Genomic DNA, 16874 nt, shown 5'->3' on the forward strand with positions numbered 1-16874 from the left:
AGGCCGTTTCACCGAAGTGAAACGTTGTTGCCGATGCTGCTTCGTCGTGCGACCCGAAGGTCTTTTCGTCGAAGCGAGCCGCCTATTATGTCAGGCTTTTCGTTTCCGTCAACACCTTCTTTCGAAGAAGTTGAAGTCCTGTTCCTTCGCGGTTGCCGCCTTGCGGTGGCCCCTGCGTCGGGGGAGGGAAAGTATGTCCCTATCCGCATCGTTTGTGAAGGGGGTAAGCGACATTTTTTCACGTCGCCTCCCTCCCATTCATGCTGGAAGGGGGCCGGATCGCCCGGACCCCTTGTGCCACCTAGGCCGCGACCAGCAGGACGCGTGCGAAGGTGCGCTTGCCGACCTGCAGCAGGCCTTCAAAACCGGGCGCGAACACCTGCTGGGCGTCCTCCACCACCTCGCCGTCCACCTTCACCGCACGCTCTTTGAGCTTGCGGGACGCTTCGGAGTTGCTCGGGGTGAGCCCGGCAGCGGTCAGCAGCGCACCAATCCGCAGGCCTTCGGCCGGAATGGTCACTTCCTGGAGCGGCAGCAGGGTCACATCGCCCTGCCCGGTCACGGCGGCATTCCAGCCGGCGATGGCCTGCTCGGCCGCGGCGGCGTCATGGAAGCGGGTGGTCAGCTCACGCGCCAGGCGCAGCTTCACCTCGCGCGGGTTCAACCCGCCCGCCTCGACCTGCCCGCGCAGCGCCTTGGCCTCGGCCTGGCCGATATCAAAGGAGAGCAGCTCGATCCAGCGCCACATCAGGTCGTCGCCGATCTTCATGGTCTTGGTGACGATGTCGATGGCCGGCTCGCTGATACCAATATAGTTGTTGAGCGACTTGGACATCTTGGCCACGCCGTCCAGGCCTTCCAGCAGGGGCATGGTCAGCACGATCTGCGGCTTCTGCCCGTAGTGCTCCTGCAGGCCACGGCCCATCAGCAGGTTGAACTTCTGGTCGGTACCGCCCAGTTCGACGTCCGCTTCCAGTGCGACCGAGTCGTAGCCCTGCACCAGCGGGTACAGGAACTCATGCAGCGCGATGGACTGCTGGGCGGCATAGCGCTTGGCGAAGTCGTCGCGCTCGAGCATGCGCGCCACGGTGTGCTGGCCGGCCAGGCGGATCATGTCGGCGGCGGCCATCTTGCCGAACCACTCCGAGTTGAAGCGCACTTCGGTCTTTTCGCGGTCCAGTACCTTGAAGACCTGGTCCTCATAGGTACGCGCGTTGGCGAGCACATCTTCCTTGGTGAGCGGCTTGCGGGTGACGTTCTTGCCGGACGGGTCGCCGATCATCCCGGTGAAGTCGCCGATCAGGAAGATCACCTGGTGGCCAAGGTCCTGGAACTGGCGCAGCTTGTTCAGCAGCACGGTGTGGCCCAGGTGCAGGTCCGGGGCGGTGGGGTCGAAGCCGGCCTTGACCCGCAGCGGACGGCCGCTTTCCAGACGCTGGCGCAGTTCGTCGGATTTGAGGATCTCATCGGCGCCTCGCCCGATCAGGGCAATGGCTTCTTCAATCGAGGACACGTGACAACTCCCGGCAATGCCTTATTTATATGAATGACGTTAAGTACAAGTTAACCGCAGGTGCTTCACAAAAGCCAATAGGCACAAGGGTTTGACGCGGTATTTATACCTGTCTATGTTACCGACGTTTGGGCCCGCGCTCCCGGGCCAGCCAGGAACAGACCGACGATGCTCAATTCCGATCAAGGCCGCGCGCGCAAGCAGCGCTTCAAGGAACGTCTCCACGTCCTCCACGACACCGCCCTCCATCGGAAGCTCAAACAGCATCTTCCCGCGGCCTTCAACCAGCGCTGGACCCGCCGCCACTGGATGCACGCCAGCCTGTTCGCCACCATCGGCGCCCTGGTGGCCACGATCGTCCCGGGCTTCTCGCACACCATCGACTCGCCCTACTCGGTCAGCCATTCGACCCTGGCGCTGCCGTTGCCGCCGCTGTCGCTGGAACGCCAGCAGCAGACTCCCGGCGACAGCTGGCAGGTGCTGCGCGTGCAGCGCGGCCAGACCCTGAGCAATCTGTTCGACCAGGCCGGGATCCCGGCCACGGTGATGCACCAGGTGCTGGAGCACCCCGGTGTGCGCGAGTCGCTGACCAAGCTGCGCCCCGGCGCGGAGATCGCCTTCGACCTGCCGCTGTCCGGTGAGTTGCGCACGATCCGCTTCGACCGTGATGCCGACAACCGCGTCGAGCTGTCCCTGGCCGGCGACAAGATCACCGAGACGGTGAGCAAGCGCGAGACCTCCACCCGCCGGGTGGTCGCCAGTGGCGAGATCACCAGTTCGCTGTACGCCGCCGCGCGCAAGGCCGGGCTGTCGCCCTCGGCGATCGCGACGATGACCGACGAGATCTTCAAGTACGACATCGACTTCTCCAAGGACCTGCAGCCCGGCGACCGTTTCAGCGTGGTGATGGACGAAACCTGGCGCGAAGGCGAGAAGGTGGACACGAGCAAGATCCTCGCGGCGACCTTCAGCTCGGGTGGCAAGACCTACAGCGGCTTCCGCTTCGACCGCAACGGCAAGTCCGAATACTTCGATGCCAGCGGCCGCCCCCTGAAGAAGAGCTTCATCCGCATGCCGATCCAGTTCGCGCGCTTGAGTTCGAGCTTCGGCGCGCGCAAGCACCCGGTGCTGGGCAAGATGCGCATGCACAAGGGCGTGGACTACGCCGCGCGCACCGGCACCCCGATCATGGCCGCCGGCGATGCCCGCGTGCAGTTCGCCGGCGTGCAGCGCGGCTACGGCAACGTGGTGATCCTCGACCACGGCCGTGGCCACACCACGCTGTACGGGCACATGTCGCGCTTTGGCAGCATCAAGACCGGCCAGCGCGTGGCCCAGGGCACCGTGATCGGCTACGTCGGCTCGACCGGCATGGCCACCGGCCCGCACCTGCATTACGAATTCCGCGTCAACGGCGTGCACCGCAACCCGCTGTCGGTGACGATGCCGCCGCCGGAGCCGCTGCAGGGTGCCGAGCTGGCCGCCTTCCGTGCGCAGACCGCGCCGGCACTGGCGCGCATCCAGGGCATGGAGAAGCTGATCTACGCCGACGCCAGCCCGGCGCCGGCTGCCACGTCGGCCGATACGGCCACCGCGAAGGCCGGCAAGCCGGTCAAATCCAACCGCGGCTGATCGCATCGATTGACGGCGGCAACGGGTTGCGCGGAAGCTGCATGCAACCCGTTGGACCGCCTGGCCATGACCTCTGCTGTTGATCCCACCACCCCGCTCTACCTGGGCCTGATGTCCGGCACCAGCGCCGACGGCATCGATGCCGCGCTGGTGCAGTTCCCCACCGAGGGCGGCTGCCGCTTTGTGGATGGCCTGACCCACGCGTGGGATCCGGCGATCCGCGCCGAACTGATCGCCCTGGGCGAAGGCGGCACGATCACCTCGCTGGACGCGCTGGGCCGGCTCGATGCCGAGGTCGGGATCACGTTCGCCGCGGCTGCCAACCGGCTGCTGGACAGCGCGCGCATCGACCGCACCCAGGTGCACGCCATCGGTTCGCACGGGCAGACCGTACGCCATCGGCCGCTGGCCGATCCTGCCTTCACGATGCAGATCGGCGACGCCAACCGCATCGCCGAATTGACCGGCATCACCACCGTGGCCGATTTCCGCCGCCGCGATGTGGCCGCCGGCGGCCATGGCGCGCCGCTGATGCCGGCGTTCCACCTGACGATGCTGGGTGACAGCGACGAAGACCGCGCCGTGCTCAACCTGGGCGGCATCGGCAATCTCACCTTGATCCCGCGCCAGGGCACCCCGCGCGGCTTCGATACCGGCCCGGCCAATGCGCTGATGGATGCCTGGTGCCAGCGCCACCGCGGCGAACCGTTCGACGCCGACGGGGCATTCGCGGCCAGCGGGCAGGTCGATACGGCGCTGCTGGCGCGGTGGCTGGCCGATCCGTGGTTTGCGCTGCCGCCGCCCAAGAGCACCGGGCGCGAGCAGTTCCACCTGGACTGGGCGCAGGCGCAACTGGGCGAGGGACAGGTCTCCGGCGCAGATGTGCAGGCGACCCTGCTGGAGCTGACCGCCGCGACGGTGGCCGATGCGCTGTTGGCGCACCTGCCGGGTGCGCAGCGGGTGCTGGTCTGCGGCGGCGGCGTGCGCAACCCGCAGCTGCTGCGGCGCCTGGGCGCACGCCTGCCGGGCGTGGTGATCGAGTCCAGCGCGGTGCACGGGCTGGATCCGGATTATCTGGAGGCGATGGGGTTTGCGTGGTTGGCGCAGCGCACCCTGGCCGGGTTGCCGGGCAATCTGCCGAGCGTGAGTGGCGCGCGCGGACCGCGGATTCTCGGGGCGATCCACCCGGCCTGAGGCGCCACGGCGGCGGGCGCTGCGTGCGGCAATGATCGCCGATGCGCGGCTCGGCGCGTGCCGCCGTTACAGCCCCTGCGCGTCCGGCAGCGCCTGCAGTGCCGCGATGGCATCGGCGAGCGCATCGACTTCGGGATCGTGGAAGCCGCTGCGGACCTCCAGTTCGCTGGCGAACAGGCCTTGTTCCAGCAATGCCACGCAGGTGTCCTCGCGGGACCAGCCACGCGCCACTGCGATGCGGCGGATACGTTCCAGCAACAGCGGGTCCATATCCCGCAGCAGTAGATCAGCCATCGTTCTCCCCGTTGGCGCGCCGCCATCCCCGCGGCGACTGTGCCGGCATGATCCATCAGGCTCTGCCGGCACGCAAACCACTCAGGCCGAGCTGCGGTCCCGGATCCGTGGCCACAGCCAGATCAGCAGCAGCAGGGTCGGGATGACCGTGGTGGCGCTGAGGATGAAGAAGGTGCTGTACGAGCTCGCCTCCACGATGTAACCGGAGACGCCGCCGACGAACTTGCCCGGCAGGTTGGCCAGCGAGACCAGCAGCGCGTACTGGGTGGCGGTGAAGTTGCGGTCGGTCAGCGAGGACATGAAGGCGACCAGCACCGTGCCGGCGAAGCCTTGGAACAGGTTGTCCGCGCTCAGCGCCGCATAGAACGCCCACAGTTGGCCCGGATTGTGCGCCATCAGCAGGAACGCCAGGTTGGACAGCGCCACGCCCAGCGCGGCAACCAGCAACATGCGGCGGAAGCCGAACGCGGCCACCGCGATGCCGCCGAGGAATGCACCGCCGATGCCCATCCACACGCCGAACAGCTTGGAGACGGTCGCGATGTCGGCCTTGGTGAAGCCCGAATCCAGATAGAACGGACCGGCCATCACCCCGATCACCTGGTCCGGGAATTTGTAGAGCCCGACGAAGGCCAGCAGCACCAGCGCCAGCACCACGCCATTGGTGCTGAAGAAGCTGGCGATCGGCTGCCAGAACGCGCCGAAGAAATCGATCCGGCGCTGGATGCGCACCTCGGGCTGCTCTGGCTCGCGGCACAGCAGCGTGGTGATGATCGGCAGGATCATCAACGCAGCCATGGCCAGGTAGGCCACGATCCAGCTCTCGAACTGGGCCAGGTACAGCGCGCCCGCGCCGGCCAGGATCAGGCCGATCCGATAGCCCAGCGTATAGGTCGCGGCAAGCGCCGCCTGGGCACTCTCCGGTGCGATCTCGATGCGGTAGGCGTCCACCACCGAATCCTGGGTCGCACCGGCGAACGAAGCCACGAGCACCCACAGCACCAGCGGGGTGACGCCGAGTTCGGGCCGGACGAAGGCCAGCGCGAACAACCCGCCGGTGACGCCGATCTGCGAGGCCAGCAGCCACGAGCGGCGCCGGCCCAGGAAGCCGATCAGCGGGAACGCGTAGCGGTCGATCAGCGGGGCCCAGACGAACTTCATCAGATAGAAGAAGCTGGCCAGGCTGATCAGCCCGATGCTGCCCAGGTCCAGGCCGACATCCCGCAGGCGGGTGGACAGCGTCTGCGAGGCGATCAGCAGGAACGGCAGGCCGCTGCCGAAGCCCAGGAAGGCCATCGTCAGCGCCGAGGGCGTACCGAAGGCGCGCTTGATCCCGGCCCAGCCCTTGTAGGACACCGGCTCGACCGCTTCGGTCATGGGGCGTAGTCCACCGTGAACGGCGCATGGTCGGAGAAGCGTTCATCGCGATAGACCGAGCAGCTGCGCAACCGGTCACGCAGGCCCGGGCTGACGAACTGGTAATCGATGCGCCAGCCGACATTGTTGGCGCGCGCCTGGCCGCGGTTGCTCCACCAGGTGTAGTCCTCGCCCTGCGGGTGCAGCAGGCGGTAGGCATCGGTCCAGCCCTGGCCGGCGGCGATGTCCAGTGCCTGGTCGGCATCCACGCACTGGCCGTTGAGCCAGTCGCGTTCGGGCGGCAGGCAGCCGGAGTTCTTCTGGTTGGATTTCCAGTTCTTGATGTCCAGCGCGGAACGCACGATGTTCCAGTCGCCGCACAGCACGTAGTCGCGGCCACTGGCCAGCCAGCCGGCCAGGATCGGGCGCAGCCACTCCATCACTTCGTACTTGAAGCCCTGGCGCAGATCGCCCGAGCTGCCCGAGGGGATATAGAAGGAGACCACGCTGAGGTTGCCGTAGCGGGCTTCGATGTAGCGGCCTTCATCGTCGAACGGGGCCCAGCCCAGTGAGGTGATCACCTGGTCCGGCTCGCGCTTGCTGTAGATCGCCACGCCGCTGTAGCCCTTCTTGGTGATGGCGTCGCGGTAGAAGCAGTGGTGCCCGTCCGGGCGGAACATCGGGTCGGTCAGCTGGTCTTCCTGGGCCTTGGTTTCCTGGATGCACAGGACGTCGGCGTCCTGGGCGCGGAACCACTCGAGAAAGCCCTTGGTGGCGGCGGAACGGATGCCGTTGGCGTTGAAACTGATGATGCGCATGCTGACCCGGGTCTGGAACGATACCCCCAAGAGCATACCGTTTCGGCCCTTGCAGGGGCTGGCTGGAAACGGACGGCATTACCGCCCGCGGCCATCTGGCGAAGCCGTCTCGCCAGCCCGTGCGACACCGGGCCGCATGGCTCGACGAGCGGAAAAGTGCGGGCATGCATTAGGATTTGCGCTCCAAATGAATTGAATCGAGTCTTGATGAGCGACCATCGCCACCGTTTCCTGCAACTGGCCCTGACCGCCGATGCCCTGCGTTTCGGCCAGTTCACCCTGAAGTCCGGCCGTCTGAGCCCCTATTTCTTCAACGCCGGCCGGTTCGATTCCGGCGCGCGCATGTCTCAGCTGGCGGCCTGCTACGCCGATGCCGTGGAAGCGACCGGGCTGAAGTTCGACGTCGTGTTCGGCCCGGCCTACAAGGGCATCCCGCTGGCCACCGCGACCGCCTGTGAATTCGCCCAGCGCGGCCGCGACCTGCCGCTGTCGTTCAACCGCAAGGAAGCCAAGGACCACGGCGAAGGCGGCAACCTGATCGGCGCGGACATGAATGGCAAGCGCGTGCTGATCGTCGATGACGTGATCACCGCCGGCACTGCGATCCGCGAAGCACTGGCGATCATCAAGGGCGCCGGTGGCACCCCGGCCGGCATCGTGGTGGCCCTGGACCGCCAGGAGATCGCCTCGGAAACCGACCGCCGTTCGGCCGCGCAGGCCGTGGCCGAAGAAGCCGGCATTCCGGTGGTCGCCGTGGCCACGCTGGCCGACCTGCTTGATTTTGCCTCCGGAAATCCGGAACTTGTGGGCTACCGGCAGCCGCTGGAGGACTATCGTTCCCGCTACGGCAGCCGTCCTACGCGTTGAGAGCAGGGGGCTTTCACCATGTCCAGGTTTGCCACGTTCACCGTTGTCGGCCTGTTGCTGGCCGTGCCGCTGTTGCCTGCCCAGGCGCAGAAGCGCGCGGCCGACGCAGCGCCGAAGAAGCTGTACTGCTGGAACAAGGGCAGCGAGCGGATCTGCAGTGATGCCCTGCCCCAGGAGGCGGTGAACAGTGCGCGCGAGGAATTCAACCTGCGCAGCGGCATGCGCAGTGGGGAAGTGCAGCGCGCGTTGACTGACGAGGAACGCGCCGATGCTGCGGCGCAGGCCGCGCAGCAGCGCCTGGACCTGGCCGCCGAGCAGACCCGCCAGCGTACCGAGCAGGCGATGCTGGCCACGTACGAGAGCGAGGACGACCTGCGCCGGGTGTTCGCCGAGCGCAGCGGCATCCTGGACAACAACATCCATACCGCCAGCTACAACGTGGCCAGCGTGCGTGATGCGCTGGTCACCCTGCTGGCCAGTGCGGGCAACCGCGAGCTGGATGGGCAGCCGGTGCCGGACAAGCAGGCCGAGCGCATCCGCCAGCGGCATGCCGAGCTGGTGACGCAGCGGCGCATGCAGGCCTCGTTCGAGCAGCAGCGCAGGGCGCTGGACGTGGAGATCGAGAGCACGCTGCAGCGCTATCGGTTGTTGAAGGGTATGGGGAGCGACCCGCGCGGGTAAGGGTGGATGTGCGATTGCGTTGAAACGAAGGCGGCCTTTGGGTCGCCTTCTTGTTTTAGTCCTCGCGGCAAGTGGGAAGCGTTCTGGACATTCTCAAGCGCGGCGGTCGATGGGTCGGGCGCTGGGGCGCGATGCCCTTGTCGGCGACGCCCCCGGTGCCGGCCTGCGGCCGTCCCCTCCTCCTTGATTTCGCCCACAAGGGCATAGCACCCCGCGTATCCAGACCACTGGCGCCCCGCTGAAAGCCCTGGGTTGCGGCACGCGCACCACATGCGAGCCCCGTCGCGGTGGGTAGGCTCCTGGGCAAAATCAAGGAGGAGGCTGTCGCCGTCAGGCGGCGGCCGGGGGACATTTGCCGAGGGGCCTGCCGGTCGCTGCGGGGCGTAACGATCGCGGCAGGGAAGCACCTTTTTATGCACTTTTTACGCGGGGCGCCGGTTTCGGCCGTGGAGCGTTTATGCCGTGCAGGCAGACCATGGGCGCCTGACGTGGAGTGGTTCCACCTGGACGTCCCATGAGCCCGTATCTGTCTGTCTTTCCTGCCGGTGCCCCGCGCACCGTGCGCTCCCTTTCCCGCGTTTGAGGCCACGACCATGTCTGCCTGGCTTTCCCTGCTGTGCGGCGTGCTGGTGCTCGTTGCCGCCGCCTATCTGCTGTACGTCGTGCTTCGGCCCGAAACCTTCTGACCGGAGCCGACCATGACCGAGATCCTGTTGATCCTGCTGGCCAGCATCGTGCTGGCCTTTCCGCTTGGGCTGTACCTGGCCCGGGTGATGCGCGGTGGCCCAATGCGTGGCGATGCGCTGTTCGGGCTGGTTGAAAAACCCCTTTACCGGCTGCTGGGAGTGAACCCGGCGCGCGGCATGTCCTGGCGTGGCTACGTGGGCGCCTTCCTGCTCAGCAACGTGGTGATCGCGGTGCTGGTGCAGGCCGTCTTCATGACCCAGGCCTGGCTGCCGTTCAATCCGGACCAGATCCCCAACATGCGCTGGGATACCGCGCTGCATACGATGGTGTCGTTCCTGACCAACACCAACCAGCAGCACTATTCCGGGCAGGCGCAGCTGTCGTATTTCTCGCAGATGACCGCGATCACCGGGCTGCAGGTGGTGACGCCGATGATGGGCCTGGCGCTGGTGGTGGCCACGTTGCGTGCGCTGTTCGGCGCGCGCCCCGAGGATGTGCCGGCCGACCAGGCTGCGCTGCTGAGTGCGGACCGCCGCGTCGATGTGGGCAATTACTACGCCGATGTGGTGCGCTCGAGCGTGCGCTTCATGCTGCCGCTGTGCCTGCTGTGGGCGCTGCTGCTGACCAGCCAGGGCGTGCCCGCCACCCTCGCCGGCGGTCCGCAGGCCACGCCGATCGACGCCTCGGCCGGCATGGACACGCAGAAGCTGCCGCTCGGGCCGGTCGCGGCGATGGTCGCGGCCAAACAGCTGGGCACCAACGGCGGTGGCTGGTACGGCCCCAACAGCGCGATGCCGCTGGAGAACCCGACCCCGCTGTCCAATGCGCTGGAACTGATCGGCATCCTGCTGATCCCGATCGCGGTGATCTTCATGCTCGGCGCGTTCACCGGGCGCAAGCGCCTGGCCGGGCTGGTGTTCGGCTGCATGCTGGCGATGTCCAGTGTGTCGATCGCCGCCACGGTGTGGCTGGAAGGCCACTCGGCCACTGCGGCCAGCCCGCTGCTGATGGAGGGCAAGGAAGTGCGCTTCGGTGCCGATGGCACGGGCTTGTGGGCCGCGATCACCACCCAGGTATCCAACGGTTCGGTCAACGGCATGCATGACTCGCTCAGCCCGCTGGCCGGCGCCGTGCCGATGGTCAACATGCTGGTCAATGCGATCTGGGGTGGCATCGGCTGTGGGCTGCAGCAGTTCATCGTGTACCTGCTGCTGGGCGTGTTCCTGGCCGGGCTGATGACCGGCCGCACCCCGGAACTGTTCGGCCGCAAGCTGGAAACGCCGCAGGTGCGCCTGCTTGCGCTGCTGGTGCTGTTGCAGCCGATCACCATCCTGGGCTTCACCGCGCTGACCCTGGCGATCCCGTCGATCACCGGCACCTCCAACCCCGGCTTCCACGGCATCAGCCAGGTGTTCTACGAGTACACCTCGGCGTTCGCCAACAACGGCTCGGGCTTTGAGGGCCTCGGTGATGCCACGGTGTGGTGGAACCTGAGCTGCACCCTGGTGCTGCTGCTGGGCCGCTACCCCGTGCTGGTGATCCCGTTGATCGTGGCCGCGCAGCTGGCGGCCAAGCGGCGGGCGCCGGAATCGGCCGGCACGCTGCAGATTGAAACCCCGACCTTCGCGCTGACCCTGATCGCGCTGATCGTCATCCTCACCGTATTGCAGTTCATGCCGGCGCTGGTCCTTGGCCCGGTGGCCGACCACCTGTCGCTGACGCTGCACTGAGACCGCCTTCCATGAGTACGTATCCGTTGAACGTTTCTTCCCATCGCCGCCAGCGCCTGCTCGACGGCGCCGGCTGGCGCCGAGCCCTGCGCGACGCCGTCATCAAGCTCTCGCCGCGGCACCTGCTGCACAGCCCGGTCATGGCCGTGGTGATGGTCGGCACGGTGGTCAGCGCACTGGTGACGCTGAGCGGCAATGCGCCGCTGGGCTTCGGCCTGGCGGTCACCGCGATCCTGCTGCTGACCGTGCTGTTCGGCAACTTCGCCGAGGCGGTGGCCGAAGCGCGCGGCCGGGGCCAGGCCGCCTCGCTGCGACGCGCCCGGCAGGACCTCAGCGCGCGCCGGTTGGCGGCCGCGCATGCCGGGGCCAGCGAAACCCAGGTCCCGGCGGCCGAACTGCGCCCGGGCGATCATGTGATCGTCAGTGCCGGGGAACTGATCCCGGCCGATGGCGAGATCGTGCAGGGCCTGGCCACCATCAACGAAGCGGCGGTGACCGGCGAATCGGCCCCCGTGCTGCGCGAAGCGGGTACCGACCGCAGCGGCGTGATCGGCGGCACCAAGGTGCTCTCCGACCAGATCATCGTGCGCATCACCGCCGAGCCGGGCCACAGCTTCCTGGACCGGATGATCGCCCTGGTGGAAGGCGCGAACCGCCAGAAGACCCCGAACGAGGTCGCCCTGACCCTGCTGCTGGCGGCGATGACGCTGACCTTCCTGGTGGTGGTGGCGACGCTGCCGGCGATCGGTGCGTTCGTTGGTGTGCAGGTCGATCCGCTGCTGTTGATCGCGCTGCTGGTGTGCTTGATTCCGACCACCATCGGCGGCTTGCTGCCGGCCATCGGTATCGCCGGCATGAACCGGGCGCTGGCCGCCAACGTGCTGGCCAAGTCCGGCAAGGCGGTGGAAGTGGCCGGCGACGTGGACGTGCTGCTGCTCGACAAGACCGGCACGATCACCCATGGCGACCGCCAGGCCACGCACTTCCATGCACTGGCGGGGATTGATGCCACGCAGCTGCGCGAAGCAGCGCTGCTGTCCTCGCTGGCCGACCCGACGCCGGAAGGCAAATCGGTCGTGCGTCTCGCGCGTGAGCAGGGCTGCACCACCGCCGAGCCGGACCGGGCGGACTATCTTGCGTTCTCTGCGCAGACCCGCATGTCCGGTGTGGATCTGGACGGCGGCCGCCGCATCCGCAAGGGCGCTTCCGATGCGATCACCGCGTATGTGCGTGAGCTGGGCGGGACCGTGCCGTCGGAGCTGCCGGGCCGCGTGGAGCAGGTGGCGCGCAACGGTGCCACCCCGCTGGTGGTGTGCGAAGGCCGCCATGTGCTGGGCGTGATCGAGCTGTCGGACGTGGTCAAGCACGGCATGCGCGAGAAGTTCGCGCAGCTGCGCGCGATGGGCATCCGCACGGTGATGATCACCGGCGACAACCCGCTGACCGCTGCGGCGATCGCCGCCGAAGCCGGTGTGGACGACTACATCGCCGAGGCCCGCCCCGAAGACAAGCTGGCCCGCATCCGCGCCGAGCAGGCCGGTGGGCGGCTGGTGGCGATGGTCGGCGACGGCACCAACGACGCCCCGGCGCTGGCCCAGGCCGACATCGGGCTGGCGATGAACTCCGGAACGCAGGCCGCCAAGGAAGCCGGCAACATGGTCGATCTGGATTCGGACCCGGCCAAGCTGCTGGCGGTGGTGGAAGTGGGCAAGCAGCAGCTGATCACCCGCGGTGCGCTTACCACGTTCTCGCTGGCCAACGATGTCTCCAAGTATTTCGCGATCCTGCCGGCGCTGTTCGCCTCAACCCTGCCGGCGATGGCGGCGCTGAACGTGATGCACTTGTCCAGCCCGCGCAATGCGGTGCTGGCGGCGCTTATCTTCAATGCGTTGGTGATCCCGGCGCTGATCCCGCTGGCCTTGCGCGGGGTGCGCTTCCGCCCGGCCACGGCCACCGCGCTGCTGCGCCGGAACATGCTGGTGTATGGCCTGGGCGGCGTGCTGCTGCCGTTTGCGGCCATCAAGTTGATCGACCTCTTCCTTGTCTCGGTATTCGGCGCATGAACCGCTCGCTTGCTACGTCCGTCCCCCGTCCGGCGCGCAGTCGCGCGGCCGCCTCCCTCCACCTGCAGCAGGACAGCGCCTGGCGCCCGGCCCTCGTGCTCGGCGTGAGCAGCCTGTTGCTGCTCGGCCTGGCCTATGCAGTGGCCACGACCAGCGTGAGCCGGCTGCTGTTCCCGGCGCAGGCCGATGGCAGCCTGCTGATCCGCGACGGGCAGGTGCGTGCCTCGCAGCTTATCGCCCAGCCGTTCGTCGGCGATGGCTACTTCCAGGCGCGGCCCTCGGCGGCCAACTATGACCCGATGGCCGCGGCCGGCAGCAACATGGCGCGCAGCAACCCGGCGCTGCAGGAACGGGTGCAGGCGGCGATCACGGCGGTGGCCGCACGCGAAGGCGTGCCTGCCGCGCAGGTGCCCGGCGATCTGGTAACCCAGTCCGGCGCCGGCATGGACCCGGAGATCTCCCCGGCCGCCGCGCAGGTGCAGGTGGCCCGCGTGGCACGCAGCCGTGGCCTGCCGGCCGAGCGCGTCGCCGCGTTGGTGCAGGCCAACACGCTGGGCCCGCAATGGGGCGTGTTCGGCCAGTCCCGGGTCAACGTGATGACGTTGAACCTGGCGCTGGAGGATCTCAAGGCCCGACCGTGATGCCGGGATCGCGCGAAGCGGCGCACAATCCCCGCCCATGAGCGACTCCCGTACCCGCCAGGCCGATGCCCTGGTCGACACCCTGCAGCGCGAAGCCGGCGGCAAGCTCACTGTGTTCCTGGGCGCGGCCCCGGGGGTAGGCAAGACCTTCAGCATGCTGACCCGCGCGCATGAGCAGCTGCGCCGCGGCGTGGACGTGGTGATCGGGCTGGTGGAAACCCACGGCCGCGCCGAGACCTCGGCGCTGCTGGCGGGCCTGACGCAGGTACCGCTGCTGCAACGCGAGTACCAGCAGCACGCGCTGGAAGAAATGGACCTGGACGCGGTGCTGGCGCGTCGCCCGGCCCTGGTGCTGGTCGACGAACTGGCGCATCGCAATGTGCCCGGCAGTCGCCATGAACGGCGCTGGCAGGATGTGATGGAACTGCTCGATGCCGGCATCGACGTGTGGACCACGGTCAACATCCAGCACCTGGAAAGCCTCAACGACGTGGTCATGCGCATCACCGGGGTGCGCGTCAGCGAGACCGTGCCGGATGCGGTACTCGACCGCCTGCACGACATCGTGCTGGTGGACCTGCCGCCGCGCGAACTGATCGAGCGCCTGCAGCAGGGCAAGGTCTATGTGCCGGAGCAGGCGGCGCAGGCGCTGCAGGCATTTTTCTCGCCGGCCAACCTGACCGCACTGCGCGAATTGGCGATGCAGGAAGCCGCCGACCGCGTGGACAGCAGCCTGCGCGAGACCCGTGCCGCGCGCGGCGAAGGCAACCTGCCGCTGCGCCGCCGCGTGCTGGTGGCGATCGATGGCGGCGGCCAGAGCGAGTACCTGGTGCGGGTCGGCCGGCGCATCGCCGAGCGGCGCGATGCGCCGTGGACGGTGGTGACGGTGCAGGCGCGCGCGCACGACGAGCAGACCCGGCGCGAGATCGATGCCGCCTTCGCCCTCGCCCGCCGCCTCGGGGGTGAGGCCGAACTGCTGCATGGCTCCAGCATCGCCGATGCGCTGCTCGATCATGCCGCACACAACGGGGTCTCCACGCTGGTGCTGGGCCGCACGCGCGAGCGGCCGCTGGCGCGCATGCTCAACCGCACGCTGACCCAGCAGCTGATCCGTCGTGGCGCACATTTCGAGATCACGATCATCGGCACGCCGCAGGCACGGGCGCGGGCGCGCCGGTCGGGGCTGTCCATTCCCAGCCGCAGCGCCGGCAAGGACGCGCTGCTGGCGCTCGGCGCCACGGCGGCGGCGTGCCTGGTGGCGCTGGTCGCCGATCGCTGGATCGGGCTGTACGACCTGTCGATGGTGTTCATCGTGGCGGTGGTGATGGTTGCCGCGCGCAGCCGCACCAGTGCGGCGGTGATCGCCGCCGCGCTGTGTTTCCTGGCCTACAACTTCTTCTTCATCGCGCCGCGCTTCACCTTCGCGATCAGTGCGCGCCAGGGCGTGATCACGGTCTTCCTGTTCCTGGCCGCTGCCTTGGTGGCAGGGCGGTTGGCCTCGCGCCTGCGCATGCAGGTGGTCGCGTTGCGCGCGGCCAACCGGCACGCGCATGCGCGCCAGGCACTGGGCCGGCAACTGGCCAGTGCGGCGAGCAACGAGCAGGTCGCGCAGGCCGGCCGCGAGGCACTGGAACAGGCGATGGACGCCCCGGCGTGGCTGCGCATCGGGCAGTACACCAGTGCCAGCGGCAGCGCCGCACCGGGCGACACCGATCTGGCCGCGGCCGACTGGGCGCACCGGCATGGCCAACCCAGCGGACGCTTCACCGATACCCTGGCCGGTGCTGGCTGGTGGTTCCTGCCGCTGCTGGACGGCGACGACCGCGCGATCGGCGTGGCCGGCATGCGCTTCCCGCGCGAGGCACCGCGGCTGACACCGGAACAACGGCAGCTGGCCGAAGCGATGGTGGACGACATCGCGCAGGCCGCGCTGCGCACCCAGCTGGTGGCTGACCTGGAAAAGGCGCATGTGAGCAACGAGACCGAGCGGCTGCGTTCGGCGCTGCTGTCGTCTGTGTCGCATGACCTGCGCTCGCCGCTGGCAGCGATGATCGGCTCGGCCGACAGCCTCTCCAGCTATGCCGATGCGATGGACGCCAGCGACCGGCGCGCCCTGCTGGACACCATCCTGGTGGAAGGCGAGCGCCTGGACCGCTACATCCAGAACCTGCTGGACATGACCCGGCTGGGCCATGACGGGCTGCAGATCAACCGCGACTGGATCGGCGTGGACGAGCTGGTCGGCTCGGCCGCGCGCCGCCTGCAGCGCTATCAGCCGGATGCGCTGTTGAAGCTGGACATACCCGCTGAGCTGGCGCCGATCTGGGTGCATCCGGCGCTCGTCGAACAGGCCGTGTTCAATGTGATGGAAAACGCCGCCAAGTTCTCCCCGCCCGGCGCGGCGGTAGAGGTGCAGGCACGGTTGGTCGAGGGCGAATTGCGCATCGACGTGCTCGATGCCGGACCGGGCATCCCGGACGAGGAGCGCGCGCGCATCTTCGACATGTTCTACAGCGTGGAACGCGGCGACCGTGGCCGGCATGGCACCGGGCTGGGCCTGACCATCTGCCAGGGCATGATCGGCGCGCATGGCGGCAGCGTACAGGCGCTGCCGGGCCGCGACGGACGCGGTACCCTGATCCGCATCACCCTGCCCTTGCTGCATCCCCACCCCGCCGATGACAACGACGATTCCTGAGGCTTCCCACGGCGTGCCCCCGGCGCGCGTGCTGGTGATCGACGATGAAGCGCAGATCCGGCGCTTCCTGGAGATCAGCCTGCGCGCGCAGGGCTACCGCGTGTCCCAGGCCGCGACCGGCCAGGCCGGGCTGGAAGCACTGGTCGGCGAAGGGGCGGATCTGGTGATCCTGGATATCGGCCTGCCCGACATGGAAGGCCATGAGGTACTTGGCGAGCTGCGCCAGTGGAGCCAGGTGCCGGTGATCATGTTGACCGTGCGCGCCAGCGAGACCGAGAAGGTGCGGGCGCTGGATGCCGGTGCGAACGACTACGTGACCAAGCCGTTCGGTACGCAGGAGCTGATGGCGCGTGTGCGGGCACTGCTGCGCTCGCGCACGGTCTCCAGCGAAGGCGTGCTGCCGCAGTTCGATGATGGCCACCTGCATATCGATCTGGTCCGGCGCGAAGTGCACCTGGACGGCGCGCCGGTGGCGTTGACCCGCAAGGAGTACGCACTGTTGTCGCTGCTGCTGCGCAACGCCGGGCGGGTGGTGACCCAGCCGCAGATCCTGCAGGAGATCTGGGGACCGACCCACCAGCACGACACCCACTACCTGCGGATCCTGGTCGGCAAGCTGCGCCACAAGTTGGGCGATTCGGCGCTGGATTCGCGCTATCTGTTCACCGAGCCGGGCGTGGGGCTGCGCTTCAAGGGGTGA

14 protein-coding genes are annotated in these 16874 nt (G+C 68.0%); 10 read left to right on the top strand and 4 right to left on the bottom strand.

What is annotated here, in order from left to right:
* Positions 1-301 precede the first annotated feature (301 nt).
* Positions 302-1513 (bottom strand): tyrosine--tRNA ligase, encoded by a 1212-nt coding sequence (gene tyrS, locus NJD74_RS18390; protein ID WP_319624736.1) that lies wholly within the window; start codon positions 1511-1513, stop codon positions 302-304.
* A gap of 168 nt (positions 1514-1681) precedes the next feature.
* Here tyrS and NJD74_RS18395 point away from each other — a divergent pair, with 168 nt between their 5' ends.
* Positions 1682-3145, top strand: coding sequence for a peptidoglycan DD-metalloendopeptidase family protein (locus NJD74_RS18395; RefSeq protein WP_046272990.1), 1464 nt, complete (start codon positions 1682-1684; stop codon positions 3143-3145).
* Between the two features lie 66 nt (positions 3146-3211).
* Positions 3212-4339 carry an anhydro-N-acetylmuramic acid kinase gene (locus NJD74_RS18400; protein ID WP_319624737.1) on the top strand — a complete coding sequence of 376 codons (1128 nt, stop codon included), beginning with the start codon at positions 3212-3214 and terminating at the stop codon, positions 4337-4339.
* Between the two features lie 66 nt (positions 4340-4405).
* On the opposite strand, the gene NJD74_RS18405 is transcribed toward NJD74_RS18400, so the two are convergent.
* The 3 genes from NJD74_RS18405 to NJD74_RS18415 all read right to left on the bottom strand — a co-directional run bounded on the left by NJD74_RS18405 (position 4406) and on the right by NJD74_RS18415 (position 6807).
* Positions 4406-4633: a hypothetical protein gene (locus NJD74_RS18405; protein ID WP_019183956.1), complete on the bottom strand. Its 228-nt coding sequence runs from the start codon at positions 4631-4633 to the stop codon at positions 4406-4408.
* Between the two features lie 81 nt (positions 4634-4714).
* The gene (locus NJD74_RS18410) at positions 4715-6010 is read right to left on the bottom strand and encodes an MFS transporter (protein ID WP_019183957.1); all 1296 of its coding nucleotides are present in this window, start codon (positions 6008-6010) and stop codon (positions 4715-4717) included.
* The gene (locus tag NJD74_RS18415; RefSeq protein WP_019183958.1) at positions 6007-6807 is read right to left on the bottom strand and encodes an exodeoxyribonuclease III; all 801 of its coding nucleotides are present in this window, start codon (positions 6805-6807) and stop codon (positions 6007-6009) included. Before NJD74_RS18415 ends, NJD74_RS18410 begins: the two co-directional genes overlap by 4 nt.
* A gap of 207 nt (positions 6808-7014) precedes the next feature.
* Between NJD74_RS18415 and pyrE the strand changes: the two genes are divergently transcribed.
* The 8 genes from pyrE (at position 7015) to NJD74_RS18455 (ending at position 16874) form a co-directional block, all read left to right on the top strand.
* Positions 7015-7674: an orotate phosphoribosyltransferase gene (pyrE, locus tag NJD74_RS18420; protein ID WP_046272987.1), complete on the top strand. Its 660-nt coding sequence runs from the start codon at positions 7015-7017 to the stop codon at positions 7672-7674.
* Positions 7675-7692: 18 nt separating this feature from the next.
* The gene (locus NJD74_RS18425) at positions 7693-8355 is read left to right on the top strand and encodes a hypothetical protein (RefSeq protein WP_319624738.1); all 663 of its coding nucleotides are present in this window, start codon (positions 7693-7695) and stop codon (positions 8353-8355) included.
* A gap of 593 nt (positions 8356-8948) precedes the next feature.
* The gene (locus tag NJD74_RS18430; protein ID WP_019183961.1) at positions 8949-9041 is read left to right on the top strand and encodes a potassium-transporting ATPase subunit F; all 93 of its coding nucleotides are present in this window, start codon (positions 8949-8951) and stop codon (positions 9039-9041) included.
* A 12-nt stretch (positions 9042-9053) separates the two neighbouring features.
* Positions 9054-10772: a potassium-transporting ATPase subunit KdpA gene (kdpA, locus tag NJD74_RS18435; RefSeq protein WP_019183962.1), complete on the top strand. Its 1719-nt coding sequence runs from the start codon at positions 9054-9056 to the stop codon at positions 10770-10772.
* An 11-nt stretch (positions 10773-10783) separates the two neighbouring features.
* Positions 10784-12835 carry a potassium-transporting ATPase subunit KdpB gene (kdpB, locus tag NJD74_RS18440; RefSeq protein ID WP_319624739.1) on the top strand — a complete coding sequence of 684 codons (2052 nt, stop codon included), beginning with the start codon at positions 10784-10786 and terminating at the stop codon, positions 12833-12835.
* Positions 12832-13476, top strand: a complete 645-nt coding sequence (gene kdpC / locus NJD74_RS18445) for a potassium-transporting ATPase subunit KdpC (RefSeq protein ID WP_102789679.1) — start codon at positions 12832-12834, stop codon at positions 13474-13476. The genes kdpB and kdpC overlap by 4 nt, the downstream gene beginning before the upstream one ends.
* A gap of 37 nt (positions 13477-13513) precedes the next feature.
* Positions 13514-16174 carry a sensor histidine kinase KdpD gene (locus NJD74_RS18450; protein WP_319624740.1) on the top strand — a complete coding sequence of 887 codons (2661 nt, stop codon included), beginning with the start codon at positions 13514-13516 and terminating at the stop codon, positions 16172-16174.
* Complete coding sequence (locus NJD74_RS18455) at positions 16155-16874, top strand: response regulator transcription factor (RefSeq protein ID WP_019183966.1); 720 nt, start codon at positions 16155-16157, stop codon at positions 16872-16874. Before NJD74_RS18450 ends, NJD74_RS18455 begins: the two co-directional genes overlap by 20 nt.

The sequence above is a fragment of the Stenotrophomonas sp. RG-453 genome, assembly GCF_033843685.1.
GTDB classification, from domain to species: Bacteria; Pseudomonadota; Gammaproteobacteria; order Xanthomonadales; family Xanthomonadaceae; genus Stenotrophomonas; species Stenotrophomonas bentonitica_A.